The organism is Streptacidiphilus anmyonensis (genome assembly GCF_000787855.1).
GTDB lineage: Bacteria > Actinomycetota > Actinomycetes > Streptomycetales > Streptomycetaceae > Streptacidiphilus > Streptacidiphilus anmyonensis.
Map to the genome: position 1 here is coordinate 68,588 of NZ_BBPQ01000025.1, position 15,528 is coordinate 84,115.

Here is a 15,528-nt window from a genome sequence, read left to right on the forward strand (position 1 = left end):
GACTCGCCCTCGCCAGCGACCCGACGCACGGCCCGCTGATCGGTGTGCTCGGCAAGGACGGGAACGACTACGTCAAGGAGGGCGGCCTCAGCGCCGACTGGGTCACCGAGTACGGCAGTGTGGGCCAGGCCGCGCTGGCCAGCGACACCACTGACGGTCCGGTCATCGCCGTCGGGACCGGCGGCGACGCCTACGCCAAGCAGGGCGGCCTCAGCACCGGCTGGGCCACCGAGTACAACGGCGCGCCGCAGAGCTCCAACTTCAGCTCCGCCACCCTGGTCTACCTGACCAACGGGAACTGGGGCAACGCCATGCTGTGCGCCGCGGTCGACAACGACTACACGTGGATCTCGGACAACAAGTCCGACCCCTACTGCCAGTGGGAGCGGATCGGCTCGGACGGGCAGTTCAGCCTCTACAACCCCGCCAAGGGCAAGGTGCTCGGCTACCAGGGCGGCAACCAGGGCCTGCTGGAGATGCAGGACGTCGCCTACCCCACCCAGGGCACCCAGCAGTTCTCCTTCGGCGGCTGGGAGAGCTGGGGGGCCAGGGCCTTGCAGTGGTACGGCGACTCCGGGCAGAACGTCGACGCCGGAACCGGCACCACCCCCCGCACCGACGCGGTCCGCACCCGCGGCTGGCGTGAGGGCAACCAGCGGCAGTTGACGTGGAACGTCGCGCCGGTCACCCAGCCGGCGACGGAGACCGCGCGGTCGGCGAGCGCCACCTACATCATGAACGGGAACTGGTCCGACCAGCTGCTGTGCGCCGCGGCCGACGGCACCCTGCGGCTGTCGACCGACAGGACGAACCGCGCGTGCGAGTGGCTGCGCTTCGGCTCCGACGGCCAGTTCCTGCTCTACAACCCTGAGTTCGGCAGGGCCGTCGGCTACACCGGAGGCGACGCGGGTCTGCTGGATCTGCAACCGCTGGCCTACCCCACCCAGGGCGGACAGGAGTTCTCCTTCGGCGGCTGGGAGAGCTGGGGGGCCAGGGCCCTGCAGTGGTACGGCGACTCCGGGCAGAACGTCGACGCCGGGATCGACATCCCCACCGCGGGCCCCGTGCACACCCGCGGCTGGCGCCATGGCAACCAGCGGCAGCTGACCTGGAACGTCGCCCCCGTCACTCCCCCGACCGCCGTGGTCAGCCTGGGCGACAGCTTCATGTCGGGCGAGGGCGGGCGCTGGCAGGGCAACAGCAACACCTTCACCGGCAGCCGTGACGGCACCGACCGGGCCTACACCGGCTGGGGCGCCTACAACCCCTACCTGGTCTACGGCACCTCCTACGACAACGGCTGCAACCGCTCGGACTCCGCCGAGGTGCACAGCGCCACGGACGTCGCCCAGGTCTCGGTCAACCTGGCCTGTTCGGGCGCCACCACCGCCAACATCTTCCGCGCCGCCGACGGCGGGCAGAACTTCAAGGGGGAGGACCCGCAGGCCGACCAGTTGGTCAACGTCGCCCGGCAGTACACCGTGAAGGTCGTCGCGCTGTCCATCGGCGGCAACGATCTGGGCTTCTCCGACATCATCAGCGCGTGCGTCAAGGCGTTCGTCACCGGCGGCGCGGCGTGCAACACGGCCCAGCAGGCCAATGTCACCGCCAAGATCGCGACCACGCAGCAGAACGTCGTCAAGGCCGTCAACGAGATCCAGGCCGCGATGACCAGTGCCGGCTACGCCGCCGGCAGCTACCGGATCATCCTTCAGTCCGCGCCGTCCCCGCTGCCGCGCGCCGCGGAGATCCGCTACCCGGAGAACGACTGGTCCCGGCTGAACACCGGCGGCTGCCCGGTCTGGAACGCCGACGCCGACTGGGCACGCGACCACCTGGTGAACGAGATGTCCGACGCTCTCAAGGCCGCCGCCCAGACCGCCGGAGTCGACTTCCTGGACCTGCGCGACGCCTTCCAGGGCCGGGAGGTCTGCTCCACGGCCACCCAGCTGGCCGACTCCGCCAACCCGCCTTCGGCGACCACCAGCGAATGGGCCCGGTTCCTGGTCAGCGGCACCGCCCAGGGAGAGATGCAGGAGTCGTTCCACCCGAACTACTACGGCCAGCTCGCCCTCGGCCGCTGCCTGACCCTCATGGCCGCCGCGCCCGGCGTCCACCAGGCGGCGTGCGACAACACCCCGGGGCAGGACCCCCAGGGCATGCACCTGGTCACACCGTGAGCACCCGGTAACGGACCGGTGGGCACGGGTGCGCAGCCGCGCTCCCGTGCCCACCACGACGCCCGCGCGTCCGGACGGCTCAGCCGGTCCACTCACCGCCGGCCCGCGCGCGAGCCTGGTCCAGGTCCGGGTCCGGGTCCGGGGACGCCAGCTCCGCCCTGCCGCGGACCCCCAGCTTCCGCCCGACCCGCTCGATCAGGCCGCCCACGTCATGCGGCGTCAGCACCAGCGCCTGGGCGATCTGGCGGTCACTGTGACCGGCGCGGAGCAGCTCGACGAGCCGGTGCTCGGTCAGGGAGAGGCTCACCGGCGCCGGTGGCGCCGGCTTCGGGCGCACCCCGACCGCGGTCAACGCTCCGCGTACCCGGTCGGCCAGCAGGACGCTGCCGCAGCTCTCCGCCAGGTCGAGCGCCTCGGTGAGGGCCTCGCGGGCCTGGCCGGTCTCCCCCGTGCGGGTCAGGGCGGATCCCAGCTCGTACTGGGCCTGGGCCAGCTCCAGGCGCGCGGGCGACTGCTTCAGCAGCGCCACGGCTTCGCGCAGGAGGGCCTCGCCCTCGCGCCCGCCCTGGACGACGCCCAGGCAGCGCGAGGCGTCGCCGATCACCCGGGGGGTTCCCCACCGGTGGGCCAGTTCCAGCTCCTCGGTGGCCAGTTGGAGCGCGTCCCCCCACTGTCCGAGCTCCAGGTGCAGCACGGCCGCACGCGACCGCCAGGGGGTCCTGGCCGGGTTCGAGACCTGCACCCGCCGCTCCTGCGAGCCGTACTCGTGCAGGATGGCGAGGGCGGCGGCCGGGTTGCCCCGCGCCGCCTGGAGGCGGCTGCGCGCGAGGTGCGCCGGGCCCTGCCAGCTCCAGCCCGCACGGTCGGTGTCGGCGTCTCCGGCCAGCACGGCCGTCGCCGAGGCCAGATCGCACCGCTCGATCAGCGAGCTGCCCACCAGGTGCGTCATCCCCAGCCTGACCCGGGGCTCCATCCCTTCCCCGGTCGACGCGGCGGGATGTCCGAAGTCCGCCGTGAGGGGGACCTGCCGGCCACGACGCGACCGGACGAGCAGCCGCCAGGTCATGGCGGCCGACACCAGCACGAACAGGCCCCATCGCCCGCCCACGTCGGCGATCTGCTCGAACTGCGCCGCCGCGTCGTCGAGACGGTCGGTGGCCACGTAGGCCAGGCCCGCGAGGCTCACCAGCATCTGGGACGTGTCCGTGCCCGCCAGGCCGCCGCGCAGGGCCCGGTCGAGGAGGTCGTCGGTGACCGCGGCACTGGCGGCCCCGGTCGCGGCCCAGGCGGACAGCGCGGCCAGGACGGCGCACTCGCCCGGCGTGTCCCCGGCCAACTTGTGCTCCCACAGCCGCCGGGCCCGCTCCCGGGCCACGGGCAGGGTGGACAGCTGGTCGTAACCGATCAGCAGCCGCTGCGCCTGAAGGAACCAGGACACCTCGCGGGCGAGGCCGATGCCGTCGTCGGTCCGGGCCAGGTCCTCCACCGCGCGGTCGAGGACCTCGACCGCGTTCTCGTGCTGGTACCCGAGGAAGAGCGAGTTGGCGAGCAGGTAGGCCGCCTCGGCGCGGGAGTACGGGTCGGCGAGCAGGTCCGACGCCCGCCTCAGGTGGTGCCTGGCCGCGTCGAGGTCGACCTGCATCAGGTCCTTGCCCAACTCCAGCAGCAGGGGACCTCGTTCGTCGACGGACGCCGACTCCCGCAGGGCCCGGCGCAGATAGGTCGCGGTGATCTCCGGAGCTCCCCGGCCGCGGGTCGCCTGCGCCGCCCTCCTCAGGGTGTCCACCCGCCAGGCCTCACCGCTCGGTTCGGCCTGGAGCAGATGGGCCGCCACCAGATCGTCGGCCGCGCCGTCGCGCCGCAGCAGTTCGGCCGCCCGCGCGTGTCCGGCCGCCAGTTCCTCGGGCCCCAGCACGGCGTCGGCGACGGCGGCGCGGACCAGGGGGTGCCCGAAGCGCGCCGACGCACCGGGCGCGAGCACCCCGACGCGCTGCAACCGGCGGCCCAGCTCCCGCGCCTTCGCCTCCCCCACCCCCGCCAGCTCGGCCGTGGCGGGCCATGCGGCGCCGTCGCCCAGCACCACCAGGGCACGCGCCACCCGGCGGGCCGGCTCGGGCTGGTCGGCCAGTTGCTTGACCACGGTGCGCGCCAGGATCCGACCCCGGAACTCCTGCACCACGTGCGCCTGCTCGTCGGCGCCGCGGACCCGGTTGTCGGCCAGGGCGCGCAGCAACTCGTGCAGCAGCAGCGGGTTGCCCTCGGTGGCCTCGGCACAGGCGGCGACGAACCGGGGTTCGGCCTGTCCCAGACCCGCCCGCACCAGGTGGGTCACGCTGTCGGCGTCCAAGGCCGGCAGCCCGACGGGCAGGCAGTACGGCTGTTTGGCGATCTGCTCCAGCAGCGGGTCGACCGAGGTCCCGCTGTCGGGCCGTCCCGCGACGACCAGCAGCAGCGGCAGACCCCGCAGACGCCGCGCCAGATACGCCAGCCAGCGCACCGACGGGACGTCGGCCCAGTGCACGTCGTCGATGACCAGGGCGAGGGGCCCGTCGTCGGTGACGTGCACCATGAGCCAGTAGAGGCTGTGCAGCAGGCTCATCGACGCCTCGTGCGGCAGGCTCTCGCTCCCGCCGAGCCCCTGGACGCGCAGCGCGTGCGACGCCAACTGGGCAGGCCCGGACAGCAGCCGCGCCCGCCCCACGTCCCCAGCCCGGGCCAGCAGGGGATCGACGAGCTGCCGCAGCACCGCGAAGGCGAAGTCCCGCTCCAGCTCCGCCCCGCTGGCGGACACCACCCGGATCTCCCGCGGCTGCCGCACGGCGGCCCAGGCGTTCAGCAGGGCGGTCTTCCCCATCCCCGCGCCCGCCCGGACCAGCACCACCCCGCCCCGGCCGGCGCGGGCCTCACCGGCCCCGCGCTCCAGCGTCGCCAGCTGGCCATGACGGTCGAGCAGGTGTAACGCGGTCGCGCCGTCGTCGGCGCAGGGATCGACCGCTTGGACGGAGCGGCCGGCCGCGAGCAGCGCCGCCGCGTCCGCGTCCCCCAGCCCCAGCCCCGCGACCAGCATCTGCACCGTTCGCCGTTGCGGACGCTCCCGCCGGCCCCGCTCCAGGTCCCGGATCGAACGGGCCGCCAACCCCGCGGCCTCGGCCAGCTCCTCCTGCGTCAGCCCGGCGGCCCTGCGTAACTCCAGCAACATCTCACCGAACGTCGCCAACTCGCCCCACCCCCCCACAGCGCCCCCGCCTCCGGGGACGATCCGCCGTCCTCGTCGCACCCGCGCCCACCGGCAAGTCCGGTCCCCCCGGGCCGGATGCTACTCACTGGTAATCGATCAGGACCCTACCCGCTGCGCCCGTGGCCGTCACCCGGTCCGACCAGACAATTGAACGCGGACATGACATGACCGTCCCGGTCCGAGGAGCCCGGAGCCCGGCCCGTGTCCCGACCCGCCGACGACGCAGGCGGCGGATAGGGTGTGGGGCCGGCATGCCGGCCCCACCCGCGGCGCCGGTCGATCGAGAGGCAGAGAACGGATGACCCTGGAGGAAGGCCGACGCGTCAGGCTGGCGGAGGACCTCGGGATCGGCGACGCAGTCGCCGGTGAGCCCGAGGCCCTGGTGGGGTTCCTCTCGCTGGGCGCCGGGATCGAGGGCACCGTCGAGCGGGTGGACGGGGAGCTCCCGCAGAGCGCGGAGGTCCTTGAGTACCAGCGGCTGAAAGCGCTTCTCGACGACTACGGCCACACCATGCCGACGGCGAGCCGGGAGCGGTTGGAGGCGGAGATCGCCGCGCTGGAGCCGCAGTGGGCCGCGCACCGGGAACGGGGACGCCGGGTGACGGTCCGGGTCCGGTGGGACAACGGCTTCGTCCTCGACGGCGCGCACCAGGACGTCCTCACGCCCCTGTGAGGGCGCGGCCCGCGGTTCAGGCGTTGCCCCCGAGGCGCTCCATGAGTCCGAAGTCCACTCGGACGCGGTCGATGTCGGCCCTGAGGAACTCGACCGCCGTGCGGGCCCGGCCCGCGTCGGCGCCCGTCTCCGCCGCCCACCGCAGGACGCAGCCGACGGCGAAGGTGTAGGCGATGGCCCGGCCGGCCAGGACCAGGTGCTCCTGCCCGAGTTCGACGTCCAGGAACCGCAGGTCGAGGCCGTGCGCCGAGACGGCGGACGCGGTCGGCGGCCATGCGGCCAGAAAGGCGCTCAGCGAACGGCCGCCGGAGCCGTCCAGGCAGTGCTGGGCGAGCTGCTGGCTGAGGAGGTCGTTGGTGCCGTCGAAGATGGTGAAGACCCGGGAGTCGAGGAACGCCTGGGCGGCGATGTTGGTGGGCGACCCCGACCGGTAGCCCTCACCGCCGGCGAGTTGCTGGTAGTGGTTGGCGGAGCTGACCATCAACTCGGCGGCCACGATCTTGACGGCCTGGACGGCGGAGAACGCGGGAGTGAGGTCGGAGGTGAGGTCGAGCCGGGTCCGGACGTGGTGGCTGAGCGCCTCGCAGACCGCGTGGGCGCCGTCGATGGCCTGGAGCCGGTGGCGGACGAAGCCGATCGCCGACAGCGGCGAGCGCCCGATGCGACGGGCGTCGGCGTAGGCGCGCGCCTCGCGGGCGATACGGCGCAGGAAGCCGCTCGCCAGCGCTCCGAACATCGCCCGCCCCGACAGGTACACGTCCACCATCGAACTGAGGCTTCCCGCACCGACGTTGATGCGCCGGTGCGCGGGGACGAACGCGTCGACCTCGTTCACCCCGTAGTCGATCACCTTCAGGCCCAGCGCGTCGTAGCGCTGCGAGGTGTGGAACCCGTCGGCCCGCTCGACGACGAACCACCCGTACTCGCGGCGGCCGCCGCTGTCCCGCTTGGCGACGACCACCCACCAGGACGCGGTGGCGCTCAGCGCCTGCCAGTGCTTGCGGCCGCGGATGCGGTAGCCGCCCTCGACCTCCTCGAAGGTAGTGGCCAGCCCGGACATGGCCGAGCCGCAGCCGGGCTCGGTGGAGGCGAAGCCGGCCGTCGGCGCCAGCGGTCCGGCGAAGCGGGGCAGGACCTCACGCCTGGCCTCCTCCTCGGCCCACAGCACGACCGGGCGCAGCGCCAGCCCGGTGACGATCGCCGTGTAGACGGCGACAGCCAGGTTCTGCTCGGCCAGGACCTCCACGACCCGGCACATCTCGGTGTGGCTCTCACGGCCCCCGTACGCGGCCGGCAGCACCGGCAGCAGCACACCCGCCTCGGCCAGGACCGCCCAGTCGTCCGCGGGCAGCTCCCGCTGCGGGTAGACCGCCGCGTCGAAGCGCGACGCGGCCGCCTCGACGCCCGCGATGAACTCCTCCGTCGACAGGCACGCGACGGCGTCCTCAAGATCAGTCATGTCTCCCCCGTTTCAGAGCATCTGACTTCCATGCTCACACCAATCCTGGACGAATGCCTGCGGGTTGCAGGCTCCGGCCCGTCAAGTCCCTGGTGACGGGCCTCGACTGGAGTGCGTTCAGGACTGCTCTACGGACGTGGGCTCGTGGGTACCGCCGTCGGCGGGGCGGAGCCGGCGAGCGGGGCGGAGCCGGCCAGCGGGGCGGAGCCGGCGAGCGGGAGGTCGGGCTTGCCCTGGAGTGCTCGGGTCGTGAACGCCGTCCAGGCCTCGGTCGGGAAGTCGCTGCCGGTGTCCGCTCCGACGGGGCTGAGCCCGGGGTGGATCGTGTCGGTGGTGAACATGGTGACGGCGGTGGCGAGCCCGTCGGCGTAGCCGACGAACCAGTCCGGGTGGTAGGGGTCGTCGGTGCCGGTCTTCCCCGCCTTGAAGCGCTGCAGAGGGGCGGCGCGACGGCCTGTCCCGTCCTTCGTCGTGGCCTCCCCCAGCAGGCTGGTGACGAGCCCGGAGACCGCCGGGGGGACGGCCTGGACCGGGGTGGGGGGCGTCAGGCCGCCCAGCGTGAGGCCGTCGTAGGTGATCCGGGTGACCGAGTAGGGGGCGATGTGCAGCCCGTGATCGGCGAAGGTGCCGTACATGGAGGCCAGCCGGATGGGGCTGATGGTCGAGGAGCCCGCGTAGAAGTCGGCGCTGTCCGAGGCGAGGCTGCCGCTGAGCGCGCCCAGCGCCTCGGCGGTGCCCTTCACGGCCGGGTAGCCGACGTCCTCGCCGAGCTGGACGTACGGCGTGACCACGGAGTGCTGCAGGGCCGAGCGGAGCGTGATCTCGCCCCAGGAGGTGTAGCGGTCGTTCTGCTCGAGCACTGGGCCGGCGTTCTTGCCGGGCTTACGGAGGGGGAACCCGTTCGGGCCGTAGATCTCGATGTCGTTGTCGCCGTCGAAGACGCTGTCCGGGCTGACGGCGGAGGCTGCCGTTCCGGGTTTGCGCACCGCACCGTGCGTCAGGGCGGCGGCGAGCACGACGGGCTGGAAGGTGGACCCCGCCTGGAGTCCGGCGCTGTCGGCGATGTCGTTGTAGGCCCCCTTGTCCCACCCCGGGCCTCCGTAGACGGCGAGGATGCGGCCGGTGGTGGGGTCGACGCTGGCCGCACCGGCCTGGAGCGAGAGGTTCTTCCGGTCCTTCGGGTCCGCGGCGGAGGACATCTCCTTCGTGACGGCAGCGGCCAGCTCCCCGGTGAGGGTGCGGTCGAAGGTGGTGTAGATGTGGTAGCCGCCGTGGGCGAGCTGCTGGTCGGTGATGCCCGCGTGCTGCTGCGCGTAGTCGGTGGCGAGCTGGTAGAGGTAGCCGGTCTGCCCGGTGAGGGCCGCCCGGGTCCAGGGCCGCGGGGTGGGAAAGGCCGAGTCGGGGTAGCGGGCGCGTTCCGCGGCGGTCATCCAGCCGTCCTTGACCATCCTGTCGAGGACGTAGTGCCAGCGGGCCACGGCCTTGACCCGGGCGCGGGCGTCCGAGTCGACGTTCTGGTAGAGGCTGGGCTCGTTGACCGTGGCGGCGAGGAAGGCTCCCTGGGAGACCGTCAGGTCACCGGTGCCCGTGCCGTAGTACGCCCGGGCGGCCGCGTCCAGGCCGTAGGCGTCGCGGCCGAAGTAGCTGGTGTTGAGGTAGCCGGTGAGGATCTGCTGCTTGCTGTAGACGTCTCCGATCTTCACCGCGATCAGCAGCTCCTGCAGCTTGCGGCCGATCGTGGGGCGCTGGCTGAGGTAGGAGTTCTTGACGAACTGCTGGGTGATGGTCGATCCGGACTGCAACTGGCGCCCCTGGACCATGTTCACCAGGGAACGCACGATCCCCGTGGGGTCGACGCCGGAGTCGTGGTAGAAGTCGGCGTTCTCGGCGGCCAGGAAGTCGCGCTGCACCGGCGACGGAACCTGGTCCAGGGTGATGTTGACCCGGTTCACCGAACCGTGCGTGGCCATCACGCTGCCGTCGGACCAGTAGTAGACGTTGCTCTGCTGCAGCGTGCTCGGGTTGGGCGCCGGGATGGCGGTGGTCTCGTAGGCGTACCAGACCAGCCCCGCCAGCACGCCGAAGAGGAACAGGAGCCCTGCGAGCAGGCGTTTCAGCCACCGCCACAGTCGCCGCCCCTTGCGCGGAGGCGGCACGATTCGCTCAGGCAACGGGAACTCCTTCACGTCGAACCATGGGTTTCTGCGCCTCGGGCCGGGGTGCGTGGGATCGGGGCCCGGCACCGGGGCCGGGTCACCCGCCGTCCGCGCCCTGCGCGTTGAGGGCGCGGGCCCCGGGGGGAAGACCCCGGCGGCGGGGCGGGGGGACCCGCGCCGCCGGGGAGCTCGGGATGTCAGCGCGTCCGCTGAGCTCACGGATGATCAGGCTGGTCCGGCCATGTGACCGCGACCAGGCCGGGAGTATGACCGAATCGCAACAGCCGGGCCTTTGCGATCATCGTGTAACAGTCTTCGGGCCGGACGGTGGCCGCCGACGATACTGAGCGCATGTCCCGTGTTCTGCTCGTCGAAGACGACCCCGCTGTCCGCGAAGGCGCCCGACTGGCTCTGCGCCGCCAAGGGCACGAGGTCGCCCCGGCCAGGACCGGGGAGGAGGGACTGGTCCAGCTCCGCTCGTTCCTGCCGGACGTCGTGGTGTTGGACCTGATGCTGCCGGGGATGACCGGGCTCGAGGTCTGCCGCCGGATCCGCGCGGACAGTCAGCTACCGATCATCATCATGACCGCGTTGGGCGACGATGTGGACGTGGTGCTCGGCCTCGAGACCGGAGCGGACGACTACGTGGTCAAACCCGTCCAGGCCCGGGTGCTGGACGCCAGGATCCGCGCCGTCCTGCGCCGCGCCGAGGCAGCGCCGTCCCCCGGGGGCAGGGTCCCCGCGGCCGAGACGCACGGCGACCTGATCATCGACCGCGCCGCACTCACCGTCACCTGCGGGGATGCCCCCGTCCTGCTGGCCCCCTCGGAACTGCGGCTGCTGCTGACCCTGTCCGCCGCCCCCGACCGGGTGTTCAGCCGTCAGCAACTGCTGGAGGCCGTATGGGAGCACAGCTACCACGGCGACGCCCGGCTGGTGGACGCCTGCGTCAAACGGCTGCGCACCAAGATGGGCGAACCACCGCGGAAGCCGCGCTACATCCAGACCGTCCGGGGCTTCGGCTACCGGTTCCACAGCCCCAGGTGACCGCACCCTTGTCCTCCCGCACCTCGCCCGCACACACGTCCGCACCGCGCCGACGCCTGCCCCGTCTCCTGCTGCCGGGCGGCCTGCGCGTCCGGCTGGTGGCCGCGTTCGGCCTGGTCGCCGTGGCCGCCGCGCTCTCCACGGGCGCCCTGACGTTCCGTGAGGCGCGCACCGGCATCCTCCAGCAGAGCCAGGACACCGTCATCCGGCTCCTGCGCGACCGCATCGACACCCTCGCCCCCGACCTCGCCTTCCCGCCCGGCCAAGGGGACCTGGACGGGTTCGCGACCTCCGTCGCCACAGCCGATCCCTCCCAGCAGTGGCGGGTGCTGGTCACCTACCACGGCCTGAGCGCGACCTCGATACCGCAGGACCCCTTCGCCGAGCTGACGCCCGCCCTGCGCACGGAGGCGACCACCCATACGGCGACCGTCTTCCAGCGCGTGACCGCCGACGGCGGCCGCTCCTGCCTGGTGGTCGGCATGCCGGTCATGTTCGCCTCGTCGGACGACGAGCGCACGGCCACCGGCCTCACGGTCTTCGTGGTGGTGCCCCAGGACAGCGAACTGGCCTACGTCCAGGCCCTGGTGACGGCCGGAGAGCGGGCCACCGTGCCCGCCCTCGCCTTGGCGGTGCTGCTCGCCCTGCTCGCCGCCCGCGGCGTGCTGCGCCCGGTACGGGAACTGCGCCACGCCACCCGGCGTATCGCCGAGGGCCGACTCGACACCCGCCTCGCCGTCCACGGCTCGGACGAACTCGCGGAGCTGTCCCACAGCTTCAACGAGACCGCCGCCGCGTTGGAGGAGTCCATCGCCGAACTGCGCCGCATGGAGGCCAAGGCCCGCCGTTTCGCCGCGGACGTCTCCCACGAACTGCGCACCCCGCTGGCGGCCATGTCCGTCGTCACCGACGTCCTCGACGAGGACGCCGTCGGTCTCGACCCCGACACCGCCATCGCCGTGCGGCTCATCAGCCAGGAGACCGCCAACCTGGCCCGGCTGGTGGAGGACCTCATGGAGGTCTCCCGCTTCGACGCCGGCACCGCCGCCCTGCACCTGGACGAGATCGACCTGGTCGAGTCGGTCCGGCGCACCCTCTCCTCCCGGGCCTGGCAGGACCGCGTGGCCGTCCGCCTGCCCGACCCCCCGGCGCTACGGGGCCGGGTCGACCCGCGCCGCCTCGACGTGGTCGTCGCGAACCTGGTCGGGAACGCCCTGCGCCATGGCGCGCCTCCGGTCCGGCTCACGCTCCGCGAGCTCCGGCGGCCGCCCGCCTCGGGCGGAACGGAGCAGTGGGCGGTGATCGAGGTGCTGGACAGCGGGCCGGGCATCTCGGAGACGGTCCTGCCGCACATCTTCGACCGCTTCTACAAGTCCGACACCGCCCGGACCCGGACCGAGGGCAGCGGCCTCGGCCTCGCGATCACCGCCGAGAACGTGCACCTGCACGGCGGCACGATCCGGGCGGCCAACCATCCGGACGGCGGCGCGCTGCTGACCGTCGACCTCCCGCTGCCGGCGGCGAAGCCGGAGCCGGAGACCCAGCCGGAGACCGAGCCGGAGACCGAGCCGGAGACCGATGAGGAGTCCCGCGCATGAAGCGGTTGACGCTGCTCGCCGCAGTCCTGCTGCTGTCCGGCTGCGGAATCCCCGCGACCGGCGTGATCCAGTCCGGCGACCCGGCCACCGGTGTCACGCCCGCAGGCCCGGTCCTCTACTTCGTGGTCGGCGGTCACCTCGTCCCCACCAGCTCGCCGTTGGCCGCCCCGAGCGACACAGGCGCGGCGGTGAAGCTCCTCCTGTCGGGCCCCGACGTACGGGAGAGGCGGCTCGGCATGACGACCGCGCTGGACGGCGTCCCCGCTCCCGCGGTCAGCGTGAACGGCGCCGAGGTGACGCTGCGGCTGTCCGCGGGCACCAGGCCCCTGCCCCCGATCGCCATCCGGCAACTGATCTGCACGGCCGCCGCGGCACGATTGACCGTCGGCCCGGACACCGCGGCGACCGGCGTGACCGTGGTCGTCACCGGCCCCGACGGACGGCTCGCCCGCGGCAGCAGCCGCGACTGCGTCATCCTCCGGCCCACCCCCCTCTCCACCGAGACCGCCGGCCGCTGAAGATGACGCACCACCGGAAGCAGGGCGAGCCGGAGGCCCGGCGCCGGGGTGCCGCCGCCGCTGCCGGACGGGTAGCCCCGTCCCGGCTGCCGACGCGGGCGGTGGCACCGCGGCGAGCCTCGGGTGCGGTTCATCGACGGGCGGTCAGATCCTCATCGCGACCGGGCCCTCAGCGGAGACCGAGGGCCGGGGCGTCCTGTCCCAGGCCCCGCCGGATCGCGATCTCCACGGGCGAGTACGCACCGTCGGCCCGCTCCAGTTCGTACGGCGCGGCCGGCATCAGCGGCGGCTGGGCCATGAAGCGCGGGCGCACCCCGTGGTGCGGTTGTGCCGCGTGCACCAGGAACGGGTGGCAGAGGAAGACGTCGCCCGGGGATCCGGTGGCGAGGGCGAGAGGCCGGTGGTCGGACGCCGCCACCAGATCGGGCGCGAGCGTCAGCCCACTGGCCCCGTCCTCCCCGTACTCCTCCAGCACCTTCGGCACGTCGAGGTGGGAGCCGACCCGGATCCGGGTCGGGGCGTCCTCCTCGCCGACCTCGCTGAACAGGAACAGCATCAGCAGGGCCCGGTCCCGGGAGCGCAGATTGGTGAAGTACCAGCTCTCGCCCTCCGGCAGGTAGCTCCCCTCGATGTGCCAGCCTGCGTCGTCCGGCTCCTCGACATGCGGGAAACGCAGCGGGAACGTCCCCAGCGAATAGCGCGGCTCCCAGCGTCCCGCGCCGACGAGCAGGTCGTACGCATGGTGCAGAGCCGGGGAGTTGGGTGCGGCGGCGAAGGGCCCCTGCGCCATGCCGGCCACCCAGTGCACCGGCTGAGTCCAGGTCGCCGGATCGTCCGGGTCGCAGCCCGTCTCCGACCACAGCAGCCGCGCGCAGTCCGCGGCCACGCGCGGCGCGACGGCGCCCTCCAGCTTCACGAAGCCGTCGCGCAGGAAGCGGGATACCAAGACCGTGTCATCCATGACCCCATCGTGCGGCGGTCCCGATCCCCGTCACCAGACATTTTCCGCACCGCCTTCGTCGGGTGGCGACGCGCGACGACCACAGGACCTCTGCCGAATTCCTCTGCTTCGGCGCTACAGGCGCAGGACGACCAGGGCGGCGTCGTCGGTGGCGCCCGGGGCCGGGAGGAGATCGAGCAGGAGGATGTCGGCGAGTTGCTCCGGCGGAAGGGCGCGGTATCTGGAGAGGGAGCGGGCAAGTCGGTCCAGGCCGGTGTCGATGTCCTCGTCGCGGCGTTCGACGAGTCCGTCGGTATACAGGACAAGGGTGTCCCCGGCGGCGAAGACCTGCTCGGCCTGAGGGCGGGGCACATGCTCGGGGCGGGCGCCGAGCGGCGGGTCGGTGGCCTGGTCGAGGAAGACCACGGTTCCGTCCGCGCGCGCCAGGGCGGGCGGCAGGTGTCCGGCGCTGCTGTAGGCCAGGGTGTGGCCGGTCCAGTCGATGTGGACGGACACGGCCGTGGTGGACTCGGCGCCCTCGACCGCTCGTGCGTACAGGCCCAGCACCTCGAGGGCCTGGGCCGGGCCGACCGCCACCCGGGAGGCGGCGCTGAGCGCGCTGCGCAGCTGCCCCATCACGCCCGCGGCCGCCAGCCCGTGCCCGACCACGTCACCGACGGCGACCGCCATGCGGTCGTCGGGCAGCTCGACCAGGTCGTACCAGTCCCCGCACACGTTCAGCGCGCCCACGGCGGGCCGGTAGCGCACCGCGGCCTGGTGGTGGTCGGCCAGACGCGGTGCGGGCAGCATCGCCTCCTGCAGCGCGAGCGCGACCTGCCGCTCCCGGGCGTGGGCCGCCCGCAACCGCTCGTTGACGTCCTGCAGCTCCCGCGAGCGGGTGTACAGCTCCGCCTCCATCGCCTGCGACCGGCCGCCGACTGCCGCCCGGCCACGGGCACGGGCACGGATCAGCTCGGTGACCTCCTCCACCCGGTGCACCAGCAGCACCACGCGGCCCTCGGCGTCCAGAACCGGCGCGTTGATCGGGCTCCAGTACCGCTCCTCCCACTCGTCGGCGTCCTCGTTCGACTGCACGTCGTACCGCTGCAGCGCCATCGTGTCCCGCTCCCCCGTGGCCAGCACCCGGCGCAGGGACGCCTCCAGGTTCCGCGCTCCGCTGGCCGCGGGGTCGTTCGGGTTGTCGGGAAACACCTCGAACAGGTAGCGGCCGATCAGCTCCTCCCGGCTGCGGCCGGAGTTGCGCGCGAAGTCCTCGTTCGCGTCCACGTACACCAGATCCGGCGTCAGCAGCGCCACCATCCCCGGCAACGCCTCAAACACCGCCCGGTAGTCGATGCCTGCTCGGCTCACCACACGCCGCCCCGTCTCCTGCGCCCCGTCTCCTCGCGCGCTCCGCGCCCACGATAAGAGGCCGACCTGGCCGCGCGGCGTCGTGCGCCGCCAGTGGGCCCCCGCAAGTCACCCGCCCGGCCCACGCCGAGTCTGAGAGAACCCCGGCAGGTTATCCGCCGGTTTGCAGGGTCGGCGCGCGGGCCCCGGCACGGAGTACGGTGAAGGTACCGAGGGTTTTCCGTACACCGGCTGCAGTGCCCCTGTCGTTCTCGGCGAAGGCCGACACCGGGCCCGCGCGGGGCCCGGGGACGGGACGCGCACGTGTCCGTGTCGCTGCTTCGACCGCCCCGGCGTCGCCGTTCGCCC

The 15,528-nt window shown here is 73.0% G+C and carries 10 protein-coding genes; 5 read left to right on the top strand and 5 right to left on the bottom strand.

The features are described from left to right. Window positions 1–2,180: SGNH/GDSL hydrolase family protein (locus TR50_RS21900; protein WP_236654527.1), on the top strand; the 2,180-nt coding region annotated here is incomplete at its 5' end. A 79-nt stretch (window positions 2,181–2,259) separates the two neighbouring features. On the opposite strand, the gene TR50_RS21905 is transcribed toward TR50_RS21900, so the two are convergent. Further along, window positions 2,260–5,379, bottom strand: a complete 3,120-nt coding sequence (locus TR50_RS21905; RefSeq protein ID WP_152648541.1) for a helix-turn-helix transcriptional regulator — start codon at window positions 5,377–5,379, stop codon at window positions 2,260–2,262. Window positions 5,380–5,716: 337 nt separating this feature from the next. On the opposite strand from TR50_RS21905, the gene TR50_RS21910 reads away from it, so the two are divergent. Beyond that, window positions 5,717–6,091 (top strand): hypothetical protein, encoded by a 375-nt coding sequence (locus tag TR50_RS21910; RefSeq protein WP_042424235.1) that lies wholly within the window; start codon window positions 5,717–5,719, stop codon window positions 6,089–6,091. A gap of 16 nt (window positions 6,092–6,107) precedes the next feature. Here the strand turns inward: TR50_RS21910 and TR50_RS21915 are convergent, their stop codons facing one another. Further along, window positions 6,108–7,550, bottom strand: a complete 1,443-nt coding sequence (locus TR50_RS21915) for an acyl-CoA dehydrogenase family protein (protein WP_042424238.1) — start codon at window positions 7,548–7,550, stop codon at window positions 6,108–6,110. Window positions 7,551–7,678: 128 nt separating this feature from the next. After that, window positions 7,679–9,721 (bottom strand): transglycosylase domain-containing protein, encoded by a 2,043-nt coding sequence (locus tag TR50_RS21920; RefSeq protein WP_152648542.1) that lies wholly within the window; start codon window positions 9,719–9,721, stop codon window positions 7,679–7,681. Between the two features lie 336 nt (window positions 9,722–10,057). Between TR50_RS21920 and TR50_RS21925 the strand changes: the two genes are divergently transcribed. From TR50_RS21925 to TR50_RS21935, 3 genes are read left to right on the top strand one after another with little or no spacing between them, the layout of a single operon-like run. Beyond that, entirely contained in the window at window positions 10,058–10,753 is a 696-nt protein-coding gene (locus TR50_RS21925; protein ID WP_042424240.1) for a response regulator, read from the top strand. Then, entirely contained in the window at window positions 10,750–12,351 is a 1,602-nt protein-coding gene (locus TR50_RS21930) for a sensor histidine kinase (RefSeq protein WP_439654234.1), read from the top strand. Before TR50_RS21925 ends, TR50_RS21930 begins: the two co-directional genes overlap by 4 nt. After that, window positions 12,348–12,869: a hypothetical protein gene (locus TR50_RS21935; protein WP_042424243.1), complete on the top strand. Its 522-nt coding sequence runs from the start codon at window positions 12,348–12,350 to the stop codon at window positions 12,867–12,869. The genes TR50_RS21930 and TR50_RS21935 overlap by 4 nt, the downstream gene beginning before the upstream one ends. A gap of 169 nt (window positions 12,870–13,038) precedes the next feature. Here the strand turns inward: TR50_RS21935 and TR50_RS21940 are convergent, their stop codons facing one another. Continuing rightward, window positions 13,039–13,830: a phytanoyl-CoA dioxygenase family protein gene (locus TR50_RS21940; protein ID WP_042424245.1), complete on the bottom strand. Its 792-nt coding sequence runs from the start codon at window positions 13,828–13,830 to the stop codon at window positions 13,039–13,041. A gap of 114 nt (window positions 13,831–13,944) precedes the next feature. After that, window positions 13,945–15,180: a PP2C family protein-serine/threonine phosphatase gene (locus TR50_RS21945; RefSeq protein WP_042424365.1), complete on the bottom strand. Its 1,236-nt coding sequence runs from the start codon at window positions 15,178–15,180 to the stop codon at window positions 13,945–13,947. Between the last annotated feature and the right edge of the window lie 348 nt (window positions 15,181–15,528).

Excerpts from the sequence above, each read along its gene's own strand:
- TR50_RS21905 (WP_152648541.1), bottom strand. The coding sequence starts at position 5,379 with ATGTTGCTGGAGTTACGCAGGGCCGCCGGGCTGACGCAGGAGGAGCTG.
- TR50_RS21910 (WP_042424235.1), top strand. The coding sequence starts at position 5,717 with ATGACCCTGGAGGAAGGCCGACGCGTCAGGCTGGCGGAGGACCTCGGG.
- TR50_RS21915 (WP_042424238.1), bottom strand. The coding sequence starts at position 7,550 with ATGACTGATCTTGAGGACGCCGTCGCGTGCCTGTCGACGGAGGAGTTC.
- TR50_RS21925 (WP_042424240.1), top strand. The coding sequence starts at position 10,058 with ATGTCCCGTGTTCTGCTCGTCGAAGACGACCCCGCTGTCCGCGAAGGC.
- TR50_RS21935 (WP_042424243.1), top strand. The coding sequence starts at position 12,348 with ATGAAGCGGTTGACGCTGCTCGCCGCAGTCCTGCTGCTGTCCGGCTGC.
- TR50_RS21940 (WP_042424245.1), bottom strand. The coding sequence starts at position 13,830 with ATGGATGACACGGTCTTGGTATCCCGCTTCCTGCGCGACGGCTTCGTG.